The 10958-nt window shown below is 68.2% G+C and carries 13 protein-coding genes; 10 read left to right on the forward strand and 3 right to left on the reverse strand.

Going from position 1 to position 10958, the window contains the following annotated elements:
• Positions 1-978, forward strand: a 978-nt coding sequence (locus ABZ260_RS36565) for an FAD-binding protein (RefSeq protein WP_355626724.1), incomplete at its 5' end; no start/stop codon positions are given.
• 15 nt (positions 979-993) lie between these two features.
• Here ABZ260_RS36565 and ABZ260_RS36570 read toward each other — a convergent pair.
• Complete coding sequence (locus tag ABZ260_RS36570) at positions 994-1812, reverse strand: NAD(P)-binding domain-containing protein (protein WP_355626725.1); 819 nt, start codon at positions 1810-1812, stop codon at positions 994-996.
• Between the two features lie 134 nt (positions 1813-1946).
• Between ABZ260_RS36570 and ABZ260_RS36575 the strand changes: the two genes are divergently transcribed.
• The 7 genes from ABZ260_RS36575 to ABZ260_RS36605 all read left to right on the forward strand — a co-directional run bounded on the left by ABZ260_RS36575 (position 1947) and on the right by ABZ260_RS36605 (position 7936).
• A complete protein-coding gene (locus ABZ260_RS36575; protein ID WP_355626727.1) occupies positions 1947-2480 on the forward strand; it encodes a helix-turn-helix domain-containing protein in 534 nt (177 codons plus the stop codon).
• Complete coding sequence (locus ABZ260_RS36580; RefSeq protein WP_355626729.1) at positions 2477-3175, forward strand: hypothetical protein; 699 nt, start codon at positions 2477-2479, stop codon at positions 3173-3175. Before ABZ260_RS36575 ends, ABZ260_RS36580 begins: the two co-directional genes overlap by 4 nt.
• A gap of 1 nt (position 3176) precedes the next feature.
• A complete protein-coding gene (locus ABZ260_RS36585) occupies positions 3177-3866 on the forward strand; it encodes a DUF998 domain-containing protein (RefSeq protein ID WP_355626730.1) in 690 nt (229 codons plus the stop codon).
• Between the two features lie 359 nt (positions 3867-4225).
• Positions 4226-4888, forward strand: coding sequence for a HEAT repeat domain-containing protein (locus tag ABZ260_RS36590; protein WP_355626744.1), 663 nt, complete (start codon positions 4226-4228; stop codon positions 4886-4888).
• 6 nt (positions 4889-4894) lie between these two features.
• A complete protein-coding gene (locus ABZ260_RS36595) occupies positions 4895-5899 on the forward strand; it encodes a HEAT repeat domain-containing protein (protein WP_355626732.1) in 1005 nt (334 codons plus the stop codon).
• A 583-nt stretch (positions 5900-6482) separates the two neighbouring features.
• A complete protein-coding gene (locus ABZ260_RS36600) occupies positions 6483-7688 on the forward strand; it encodes an erythromycin esterase family protein (protein WP_355626734.1) in 1206 nt (401 codons plus the stop codon).
• A gap of 8 nt (positions 7689-7696) precedes the next feature.
• The gene (locus ABZ260_RS36605) at positions 7697-7936 is read left to right on the forward strand and encodes a hypothetical protein (protein ID WP_355626736.1); all 240 of its coding nucleotides are present in this window, start codon (positions 7697-7699) and stop codon (positions 7934-7936) included.
• An 87-nt stretch (positions 7937-8023) separates the two neighbouring features.
• Here ABZ260_RS36605 and ABZ260_RS36610 read toward each other — a convergent pair whose 3' ends face one another.
• Complete coding sequence (locus ABZ260_RS36610) at positions 8024-8860, reverse strand: MBL fold metallo-hydrolase (protein WP_355626738.1); 837 nt, start codon at positions 8858-8860, stop codon at positions 8024-8026.
• On the reverse strand, positions 8854-9486 hold the full coding sequence (locus ABZ260_RS36615) for a dihydrofolate reductase family protein (protein ID WP_355626740.1): 633 nt from the start codon (positions 9484-9486) through the stop codon (positions 8854-8856). The genes ABZ260_RS36610 and ABZ260_RS36615 overlap by 7 nt, the downstream gene beginning before the upstream one ends.
• Positions 9487-9779: 293 nt before the next feature.
• Between ABZ260_RS36615 and ABZ260_RS36620 the strand changes: the two genes are divergently transcribed.
• The gene (locus tag ABZ260_RS36620) at positions 9780-10397 is read left to right on the forward strand and encodes a serine/threonine-protein kinase (protein ID WP_355626742.1); all 618 of its coding nucleotides are present in this window, start codon (positions 9780-9782) and stop codon (positions 10395-10397) included.
• A gap of 174 nt (positions 10398-10571) precedes the next feature.
• Positions 10572-10742, forward strand: a complete 171-nt coding sequence (locus tag ABZ260_RS36625; RefSeq protein ID WP_355626743.1) for a tetratricopeptide repeat protein — start codon at positions 10572-10574, stop codon at positions 10740-10742.
• The last annotated feature ends 216 nt before the right edge of the window (positions 10743-10958 follow it).

Here is a 10958-nt window from a genome sequence, read left to right on the forward strand (position 1 = left end):
CTGGACGCGCACCGCGCCGCCGGCCGGATCGACCTGCGCTGCGAGGCACGGGTCACCGAGCTGCTGATCGAGGACGGCGCGGTGACCGGGGTGATCATCGAGGACGGCACCCGGTGGCGGGCACCCTCGGTGGTGCTCGCCACCGGCGGGTTCGGGTACGAGCCGGACCTGTTCGCCGAGTTGGAGGGCGCGCCGCTGACCACCTCGGCGGCCCCCACCTCCACCGGCGACGGACTGCTGATGGGCCGGCGGGCCGGGGCCGGTCTGCAAGGTTCCGGCATGTACATCCCGACCTTCGGCGGGCTGCCCCCGCACGACGGGGACCTGCGGGTGGACTGGTCGCACCGGCCCCAGCTGGTGGCCGTCGAGCGGCCGCCCTGGGAGATCTACGTCGACCGGCGTGGCCGTCGCTGGATCGCCGAGGACGAGCCGAGCATCGACCGCAAGGAACGGGTGCTCACCACCATCGAGCGGATGACCTTCTGGATGGTGTTCGACGCGCGGGCGCTGCGCGAGTCGCAGCCGATGGTCCACGGGTGGAGTCCGGCCGAGCTGGTCGCGCGGTGCGGGCGCCGCCGCGGCGTGCACCAGGCCTCCGACCTGGCCGGACTCGCCGAGCGCGCGGGCATCGACGCGGCCGGGCTCATCGACGAGGTGGCCCGGTACAACCTCTTCGTGGCAGCGGGGCAGGACCCCGACTTCGCCCGCGCCCACCTGCCCGCGCCGATCACCGAGCCGCCGTACTACGCGATCGAGAACCACCCGGTCACCCTGATCACCTTCGCGGGACTCGACGTGGACGCGCGGCTGCGGGTGCGTCGCGGCGACGGCCGGATCATTCCCGGCCTGTACGCGGTCGGTGAGGTGATCGGCTCCGCCGCCGTCAACGGCAACGCGTTCTGTTCCGGCATGTGCCTCACTCCCGCCATGGCCTTCGGCCGGCTGGTGGGCCGTCACCTCGCCGGGGCGGAGGAGTGACCGGGCTGGGGCCCGTCAGTGCGCGAAGCTGAAACCCTCCGCCCGTAGTCTGGCGGAGGACACGGGGACGGACGGGGTCTTGATCTCGGCGCGGTAGCTCAGCCCGGGCCAGCCCTGTTCGGCACAGATCCGGCCGAACGCCTCCCCGTTGGTCGGCGGCACGGTCGCGTCCGGGACCGCGTTGAAGACTCCGACGAGGTCGTGGCTCACCACGAAGTCGAGCGCGGCGGCCGCGTCGCGGTAGTCGACGCGGTACAGCAGGGCGTCCGCCGCGAACGGCACGCTGCCGCCGAGCATCTCGTGGACGAGCCTCACCCTGGTCACGTAGTCGATGTCGCGCGGATGCCCGTACACGTCGGGGATGCGCACCACCGCCCCGCGCGGTGTGGCCAGGACGGCGTCCTCGGCGGCGACGAAGTTGCGCGGCGACGCGTCCGGATCGTCGGTCGTCGGGCTCGACTCGTCCAGCGGTCGCCCGTCACCGGAACCGTAGACGGACGTCGAACTGGTGAAGACGACTCTTGGGTGCACGGCGGCGGCGGTCCGCGCGGTGGCGGTGAGCGTGTCCGCGTACTCGGCGATCCGGCCGTTCGCGTCAAAGGAGCGGGCGACCCGCGGGCTCACCGTCAGCACGACGGCGTCGGCGTCGCACGTCGCGTCCCGCACCGCCGCGCTGTCGCTGCCCCGCAGGATCGCCACGTCGGCACAGGCGGCCTTGAGCTCGTCGACACGCCCGGCCGAGGTGGTGGTGCCGGTCACATGATGACCCGCGGAGGTCCAGCGGCGGGCGAGTTCCATGCCCACGTTGCCGCAACCGATGATGACGTAACGCACAGCGCGACCTCCAGAAGGGAAACAATGTTTCACTCTGCCGCATCAACGGCCCGCCGCCAAGCGTTCCGGGTCGCCGTTCAACTCCCCCAACCACTTGGTTGACAAGCAAGTGCTTGGGGGATAAGATCATCGCTATGAACGCCACACAGGCGCCGATCGATCGCAGGGCGGCGTTGGTCGAGGCCGCGTTCGAGTCGATCGCCCGGCATGGTTTCGAGGGGTTGCGCCTTCGAGAGGTCGCCGGTGCGGCCGGGATCGACCATTCGACGATCCACCACCACTTTGCGACCAAGCAGGATCTGATCGAGGCGGTCGTCAACAGAGCGACCGCGCCTCTGTACCGAACGATTCCCCCCGGATCGTCCGCCGGCGAGCGTCTACGGGGCCACGTCCGCATTCTCGCCGAGATGATGGAAACCGAGCCCGACCTCTTCGTGGTGCTCGCCGAGATCGACCTGCGGGCCCGAAGGGACGCGCAGGTGCGGGCGATCATCGATCGAGTCGAGCAGGGCTGGCGGTTCGGGCTCGGGCAGCTCCTCGACGGCGACACCGGCCTGGTCGAGTTGGTGATCGCCGTCGTGAAAGGGGTCCGGCTCGATCCGCCGGCCGCGCGAGCGGTGCTCGAGCGTACGGCAGACCTCATCGTGGGTGACGAGGTCGAGCGATGACCGGGAAACGACGTCCCGTCGCACAGGTCGGGCCGGTCTTCCTGATCGTCGGCGGCGCGGCCGGGCTGATCGGGGGAGCCACCCACGGAGACCTGCCCGAGGACTCGGGCGCGGCCGCCCTTCAGTTCGTGGCCGACCATCCCGCATACGCGCTGGTCCACATCGTCTCGATTCTCGGCGCCGTGCTCTGGTCGATCGGATTGGCCGGCCGATGCGTCGACCGGGCGACTCCGACCGGCCGGTGGCCGGCCGCAGCGGCAGGCCACGCCGCGCTGGTCGGGGCCGCGGTGATGGCCGTGCAGTTCTCCATCGACGGGATCGGGATGACCGCCCTGGCGGCGCTCTGGTCCGAACCCGGCGCATCGAGGGAGACGTTCGAGGCCATCGCCGAGATCGCTCCCGCCGCGCTCGTCGGAACGGCCCTGACCTGGGTCGTCATCCTCTACGGCCTCGCCCCGATCCTGGCGGGATCCTCCCTTGTGCTCACCGCCCGCCCGGTCCTCGGCTGGACCGCCGTCGCGCTCGGCGCGTTCTCGGTCGTCGGCGGGCTCACGCTCGCTCTGCGCGTCAACCTCCTCCCTGACTGGCTGGTCTTCGCCGGCGCGACCATCGGCGTGAACCTCTGGATCATCTGCCTCGGTGCCGCCCGGCTCCGGGGAGCTCCGGCCCGCACCTCGCAAGCGATCGCACAGTGACATGCCGGCCCTGACGAACCGCACCCGGCTCGGCGCCGCAGCCTGGACGCTGACCATCCTCTACTTCCCGATCCAGCTCGTGGTGGCGCTGGCCTGGCCCGAGCCCTATTCCCTGACGGCCAACACCATCAGCGATCTCGGCGTCACGAGCTGCGGACAGTCGAATCCCTTCCCCGGCCGCGAGATCTTCGTCTGCTCGCCGCTGCACTCGCTGATGAACATCGGATTCGTGTTCGTCGGCGTGACGACCGTCGTCGGCGCGATCCTGACCCGGCGGGCCTGGCCACGCTCCCGGCTGACGACTGCGGCCCTGATCGGCGTGAACCTCGCCGGTGCCGGCGGAGTCCTGGTCGGTCTCGCCCCCTCCGACACCGCCCTGCACCTGCACAGCCTCGGGGCGCTGCTTCAGCTACCCGCCGTGATGGCGCCGATATTTCTCGGCCTCGCCCTGCGCCACGAGAGACGCCGGCTCGCCGCCTTCTCCCTCGTCGTCGGAGCGGTGGGCACCGTCGGCACAGTGTTCTTCGTCCTCCGGCTGCCCGCCCTCTGGTTCGGCATTCTCGAACGGCTCGCCCTCGAGCCGTTCACCCTCTGGACCTTCGCGCTCGGGGTCACACTGCTCCGCCCGCCGACCGCGACACGTGTCCGATCGATCGAGGACACCGGCGGAGAACTTCGGCCGCTGGCATAGTCGGCCACTCGGCGCGAAGGTCGTCGACGTAGACCTCGCCGCCGCTGTTGAGGAACACCCAACGCGTCCTGGACAACCGCCTTCATGAGGCTCGGCCTCCGGGGAGGATCGGACCGGATTTTGGCGCTACGTGGCGCGGTAAGGATCACGTCGTGAGCCTTAATCCGCGTTGATCTCGTTCTCGGAAATGAGTATTTCTGAGAACCACACACGTCACCACCGCCACACAGAGCTACCTTGCACTCGGTGACGCGGACCCGAGTGGGCCAGGGTGCCTGTTGATCTCGCGGCGTGACCCCGCTTGACCTTGACACGGTGACAAGGTCTTCACTGTTGCCAAGGAGGTGGTCCCGATGACCATGCAGAAACAGGACACGGATACTATTCGAGCTTTCCAGGGGTTGGAGGACAGCCGCTCGTCAGTGCGGCTGCGGGCGGCGATGGCGGTCGGCACGACCCCTGACCCGCGGTTCATCGACAAGCTCATCGAACGATGCGCGATCGAACCCGAATTTCACGTGCGCGATATGCTGACGTGGGCGCTCACCCGCCACTCAGCATCCATGACGGTGCCAGAGCTTCTCAACGAAGTCCGCTCGGAGCGTGCGCAGGCACGAAGCCAGGCGTTGCACACGCTGTCCAAGATCGGGGATCGGCAAGCGTGGCCGGCGATCACACGGGCGCTTCTGTCCGACGCCGACGATGAGGTGGCGCGGAGCGCTTGGCGGGCAGCGGTCGTGCTCGTGCCCGAAGGTGAAGAGCTCGAGTTGGCCGCGGTGTTGTCGACACAGCTCGGGCGTGGCGAACGTGAGATGCAGCTGAGCCTCAGCCGGGCGCTGGTGGCGCTCGGTGAGGTGATCGTGCCCACGCTGAGCGTTGCGATGACGGATCTCGACCCGCGCGTGCGCGCGCACGCGGTCGCCACGGAACGGCTGTTGCGCGACCCGGATGCCGGATTCGAGTTCGCGATCGAGGAGGCCAAGCGCGTGGTAGCCCTCGGCGGGACCAGCAAGGAGGGGTGATGGGCCGTGTTGATCGGTGATGTGGCACGACGGTCCGGGGTCAGCGCCCGCATGCTCAGGCATTACGACTCGCTCGGCCTGGTGCGGCCAACGGGTCGTAGCGGCGCCGGCTATCGGGAGTACTCCAGCGAGGACGTTCGGCGGATCTTCCATATCGAGAGCCTGCGGTCCTTGGGGTTGTCGCTTCGTGAAGCCGGGCGCGCGCTCGATGATCCCGGCTTCACGCCCTCGGAGCTCGTCGACGACCTCATCCGCCAGACGCGAGAACGCATCGCGGCTGAAACGGAGCTGCTCACACGCCTGCGCCGGATCGACGCCGTAGAACCCGCCGGTTGGGAGGACGTCCTCCAGATCGTCGCACTCCTGCAGGCGCTGGGGTCGAAGAGCGCCGGGAAGCGCCAGCGCGCGGCCTTGTCCTCGGTCGACGAGGCGCCGATGCCCGTGGAAGCGCTGGTCGAGGCAGCGCTGAGCGAGACGGACCCGAACGTCGCCGGAGCCCTTCGATGGGCGTTGGCGCGGTCGGGCGATGGCGGATTGGCGCTGCTGGCGGAGGGTCTCGGCTCACCAGTGGCCGAGGTGCGGAAACGTGCCGTCCAGTCCATCGTCGAGATTCCGCACGGTGAGGCGACCGCACTGTTGCAGGACGCCATCGCGAACCCCGACATCGTGGTCCGCAGGTATGCGGCTCTGGCGCTCGGGGCACGTGGAGTAGCCGACGCGGTCCCGACACTCATCGATATGGTCGTCGAGGGGACGAATGACGTCGATGCAGCCGATGCCCTGAGCGCGCTGGCGAGTCGTCCCGCGTTGGCGGATCAGATCGCCATCAGGCTCGTTGATCGCCTCACCCACGGCAGCGTTGAATCGTCTGCACGTCGACGGCTGACACAGGCCCTCGCGGATATCCCGGGAATCACAGCGTCACGAGCCCTCGCAGATCTGACACATGATGAGGACCGTGCCGTTGCGCTTACCGCGACCTACATCCTCGGGATACGCGACGCACGATGACGGATCTTTCCGGGGGTGCTGTGTGCGGCGCCGGACCACGAGGGCGCTGCCCTCGCAGCGGACGTGCCGATAGCCCGCCAACCAGCGGCACCCGATCGCTGACTGAGATCAATGCCGCGCTCAACATCCCTACCCGCAGCGTCGGCAGATCGGGGCGGGAGCTGGTCCAGCGCACGCTGCAGTAGCCGGCGTTAGCCCGCCGAACGAAGCCGTGCTCGGTGAGCAGCTCGGCGACGACGGTGAAATCCTCTCCGGAGGCCGGCCTCGTAGGCCCTCCCACCAGTGTCAGAGGCCAGCTGGCCATATCTGCGAATCACGCACCGTTACCATCGTCACGCAGAGCTACTTTGCCCCTGGTGACGCCGACCCGAGTGGGGCCCCGGTCGGTTGCATCTGCAGGTGTCGGGATCGGTGTCCGGCGTGTCGGTGTTCAGGTCGAGTGGACGGAACTCCGCATGCAGCCGCCGCCCTGCTCGTTTACCAGATCGGCGGGGCGCAACCGCTACTTTGAAGGTATGTCCTCATCAGCAGCCAGAAATGTCGCCAAAGTTTACACAAAAGGTTCAACGATACAGTTGAAGGAATGACGATCTCGATCCGGGACGCCGTGCGTCCCTTCACCGGCGGTACCCTTACCGCACTGCTGCCCCGCGCCACCCGCCTGCTCGGCCTCGGCGAGCCCACTCACGGCGTCGAAGCCTTCCCCGAGCTGCGCAACGAGCTCTTCCGCCACCTCGTCGAACACGAGGGTTACCGCTCGATCGCCATGGAGAGCGACTGCCTGGCAGCCCTGGCTGCCGACGCGTACGTCACCGCCGGCATCGGGACCCTCGACGACGCGATGAGGCGCGGCTTCAGCCATGGCCTCGGCGCCTCACCCGCCAACCGCGAGCTCGTGCGCTGGATGCGCGCCTACAACGCGCAGCGTCCGCCGCAGGAGCGGCTCCGCTTCTACGGTTTCGACGGCCCCCTGGAGATGACTGGCGCCGCCGGCCCTCGCCCAGCATTGACCGCACTGCACGATTACCTCTCCGCCCACCTCGACCTGGCCTGGAGTCGCGAAACCCTCGACGAGCTGTTTGGCCCCGACGAGCGCTGGACCAACCCGGCCGTCACCACGGATCCCACCCAGTCCATCGGCCGCACCCCTGAGGCCAAGGAACTGCGCCTGATCGTCGACGACCTGCGCGCGCTGCTCACCGCGCACACCCCTCACCTGACGGCCGCCACCTCTCCTGACGGCTGGTGGCGCGCTGACCTGTACGCCCGCACCGCTGCGGGGCTCCTGCGCTACCACGCCGGCATGGCCGACACGGCGCCCACCCGCGTCGGCATGCTGATGTGTCTGCGCGATGCGATGATGGCCGACAACCTCGACGCCATCGTGGGCCGCGAGGCCCGTCGCGGCCCCACCCTCGCCTTCGCCCACAACCGCCACCTGCAGAAAGGCAGGAGCCGCTGGCTGTTGCCCGAGGGCTGGGGCCCGCTGGCGGGCCGGACGCTGGAATGGTGGAGCGCCGGGGCAATCGTTGGCACCCGCCTCGGTGAGCAGTACGCCTTCGCAGCCACCACCTTCGGCACCCGCGGCTCCGACGTCCCCCAGCCCGACACTCTCGAAGGGCTACTGTCGGCCCTCCCCGACGCTCGCGCCGTCATCGATCCCGTCCGCCTTGCCGCGGTCCTCGACCGGAAGCCAACGCCCCGCGTCCCGGCCGACCACACTTACCTCCCCCTCGACCCGGCCACCACCGACCAGACCGACGCCATCGTCCTCGTCAAGGAAATCTGAGCCGCCCTTTGGCCAAGGTGTCCACTCGCGGGTGTTCCGTTAGGGGATCCCCCAACGGAACACCGCTCGGCCGGGTCGGCGGCCGCCGACCCGTTGTCGACGACGACAAACGCGCCGCGATCCTCGACCGCCGCAAGCGTGGCGAATCCATCCGCGCCATCGCCGCCGGAGTAAAGGTCTCCGTCGGCGTCGTCCACAAGACTCTCGCAGACGCCCAGCTCGCCGCCGCAGAGAGCAACCCCCGCTGACCAGCTCGACCACCTGGAGAACGTCGTGCCGCTGCCCCGGATCCCGACCGGCGACCCGCGCGTACTGGCTGTGTTGCACACCGATCGCTAGCCGGGCGTCCCGTCGCGCTCGCTTCTTCGGGCGAGGCTCTGGGCTTGCCCTGCGTGTATGTCGCTTACCCATTCCCAGCCGGGCTTAGCCGATGGGCCGAGCCGCGGGTCATCGGGAGCATGGCCGTCACGCAAGGCATGCACGTACGCGCGGTCAAGTTCGATCCGTGCGCGTACCTGATCAGCTCCGCCGGCAGACCCGTGACCGGGGACGAGGGCATCAACGTCGCCCGCCACGCCCTCGAGCAGCCGCAGCCCAACAAGGTACTCCTCGATCGGGTCATTGGTGCTGTTCAAGTCGTCGAGCATCGGAATCAGGACATCAGAAAGCATGTCGCCGGCGACGAGAACCCCACGCTCCTCGATCAACAGCGCCGCATGGCCCGGGGCATGAGCCGGATGCTCAATAATCCGGACTTGAGGGCCATCCCAAGGAATCCGCGCAGTTCCGGCAGGCAAACCGGTAATGAGGCCGAACAGGTCCAGTGGTATCTCCTCGGCGATTTCCGGCGGCAACCCCTCGGCGACGCGGGCTTTCCAGCCCGCGTTCGACCGCAGATCTCGCATATAAGCCGCACAGCGGGCTGTACCGTAACGGGGCGCTTCGCCGAGCTCGGCGTGCCAGAGCACGTGATCCCAATCAGGATGCGTCGAGAAGCCTGCCACAACGGGCTGGCCCAACTCGCGAAGGTCGTTCGCGAGGCAGGTCATTTCGGAGCCTTGTATCCCGGGGTCGATGAGCAACACGCCGGTCCGGCCTTGCACGACAACGGTGTTGTTCTGGAGCAACTCGCTCTGATGGACCAGCACACCCTCCGCGACCTGCCTCAGCACGAGCTCGCCTCCTTTACATCCCGGATGGCGTAGCGATGCATCGTGACGCCCTGCTCGAACGATCGCTGCTCGAGCAGGTCGAGCTCGATCGGCAGGTCGTAATCGTCGAACAGCGGCCTGCCGAAGCCGAGGATTGCCGGATGGGTGCAGAGCAGCAGCTCGTCGAGCAGCCCAGCCCGGAGAAGCTGCGTCGCGAGCGCCGCGCCGCCCACACTGATGCTGCCGTCGGTCCCGGCCCGGAGCGCGGCGAGCTGCTCGATCGCGTCGTCTCCGCCGATGACCCGGGTGTTGTGATCGGCGCTGTGGCGGGTGCGGGAGACGAGCACCTTGGGCTTGGCGGTCCAGATCTCGCCGTATTCACGCATGAAGTCCGGCAGCGACGCGTCCTCGCGCGCCTGTGGCCAGTACTCCTCCATGACCTCGTAGTAGACCCGGCCCTGGACCATGAGCGCGAGCGCCTGCGTCAGCGCGTTGAACTCGCGGTGCAGTTCCTCGTCGATGCGCAGCCACTCGCCCGCACCGTTGTCCCCCGGAACTTGCTCGATCCGCAGGTCGAGGGACACCTGCATCGAATAAACGAAGTGGCCCATCATCTCCTCTTCCAATATAGTGATTGCGTTCTGCAACTACTATAGTGAGGACGAAATACCTGTCAAGGAGGAATCGTGGAACCACGGTCCGAGTGTCCGATCAAGGGGTGCCAGTAAGGAACATGTCCTGAGCCCCAGACGAGCGTGATCGCGGGGACCCACGCCCCAACCGTCGCCGCGCCAATTCTCTCCAGGAAACAGCTTTTTCCTGAAAGGATTTGGGCTTGTTGCACGCATCTTTCGAAAGGGTGGCATATGGAGCCGCTGCGGGCAGGTGATCCGCGCCAGGTAGGCCCCTAACAGCTGCAAGGGCGACTAGGTGGGGCGGTATGGGACAGGTGTTCCTAGGCAGTTCCCGGGGCGGCCGGCCGGTCGCCGTGAAGGTGGTGCGACCAGAACTGGCCCACGATGAGGGGTTCCGGCACCGGTTCGCGATCGAGGCGGAGGCGGCCCGGCGGGTCGGCGGGTTTTACACCGCGCAGGTGGTGGACGCCGACACCGACGCCGATCCGCGATGGCTGGCTACCGACTACATCACCGGCCCGTCCCTGAAGCAGGCCGTCGCCATACACGGACCGCTGCCGCCCGCCGCGGTCGGTGTGCTGGGGGCAGGCCTGGCCGAGGGCCTGGCCGCGATCCACCAGTGCAAACTCGTGCACCGTGACCTCAAACCCGGCAACGTGATCCTGGCCGCCAACGGTCCTCGTGTCATCGACTTCGGCGTCGCCCGCAGGTTGGACGCCACCTCATTCACCGCCACGGGAGCCGTGATCGGCACTCCTGCGTTCATGTCTCCCAACAGGTCCGGGGCGGCGAGGTCGGCCCTGCCGGCGACGTGTTCTCCCTGGGGGCGATGCTGGTGTTCGCCGCCACCAGTCGCAGCCCCTTCGGCGACGGCCACGACCACGCGATCATGTACCGCATCCTCCATGGCGATCCTGACCTGACGGGCCTTTCTATGGACTTAGCCGACCTGGTGGGCGCCTGTCTGGCCAGAACCCCCCAAAGTCGGCCTAGCCTCGACGATCTTCTGGACCGGCCGACCGGACGAGCTGAGGGCACCACTCGATGGCTCCCTGCTAGAACAGGAACGCGTCGGAGCGCTCATCAGCCTAAGCGAGATGGAGGCCAGGAATCTGGAGGAAGCCCGCCAGCCGTACCGGCAGGCCACCGAGACCGGCGACCCCGACGCGGCGGCCCAGGCGCTCAAAGGCTTGGGCGACCTGGAACTCAGCGCAGGCAACCTTGAACGAGCCCGCCAGCTCTACCGGCAGATCCTTGACGTCAAGTAACCCCCACCGAGCCCGGCAAGTGAGGCGGCGCCTTCCATGAGCCGCTCGTGCTGGGCGATGAAGTCGGGGCAGTCGCCGGCGTGGATCTGCCGGACCATCACGCCACCTTCCGCGGCTTCGGGCTGCCGTCCAGGTTGTGGATGGCGTCCAGGATGAACAGCGAGTCACGCGGCGTGCCCGGAACCACCAGCCCGCCGATGCCTCCATGGAGGCATC

This window comes from Streptosporangium sp. NPDC006013 (assembly GCF_040614275.1).
GTDB lineage: Bacteria > Actinomycetota > Actinomycetes > Streptosporangiales > Streptosporangiaceae > Streptosporangium.

What these genes read in the sequence shown, in the direction of transcription:
- ABZ260_RS36580 (WP_355626729.1), top strand. Translation starts at nt 2,477, where the DNA reads ATGACCGGGAAACGACGTCCCGTCGCACAGGTCGGGCCGGTCTTCCTG.
- ABZ260_RS36625 (WP_355626743.1), top strand. Translation starts at nt 10,572, where the DNA reads ATGGAGGCCAGGAATCTGGAGGAAGCCCGCCAGCCGTACCGGCAGGCC.
- ABZ260_RS36575 (WP_355626727.1), top strand. Translation starts at nt 1,947, where the DNA reads ATGAACGCCACACAGGCGCCGATCGATCGCAGGGCGGCGTTGGTCGAG.
- ABZ260_RS36620 (WP_355626742.1), top strand. Translation starts at nt 9,780, where the DNA reads ATGGGACAGGTGTTCCTAGGCAGTTCCCGGGGCGGCCGGCCGGTCGCC.
- ABZ260_RS36600 (WP_355626734.1), top strand. Translation starts at nt 6,483, where the DNA reads ATGACGATCTCGATCCGGGACGCCGTGCGTCCCTTCACCGGCGGTACC.
- ABZ260_RS36590 (WP_355626744.1), top strand. Translation starts at nt 4,226, where the DNA reads ATGCAGAAACAGGACACGGATACTATTCGAGCTTTCCAGGGGTTGGAG.
- ABZ260_RS36585 (WP_355626730.1), top strand. Translation starts at nt 3,177, where the DNA reads ATGCCGGCCCTGACGAACCGCACCCGGCTCGGCGCCGCAGCCTGGACG.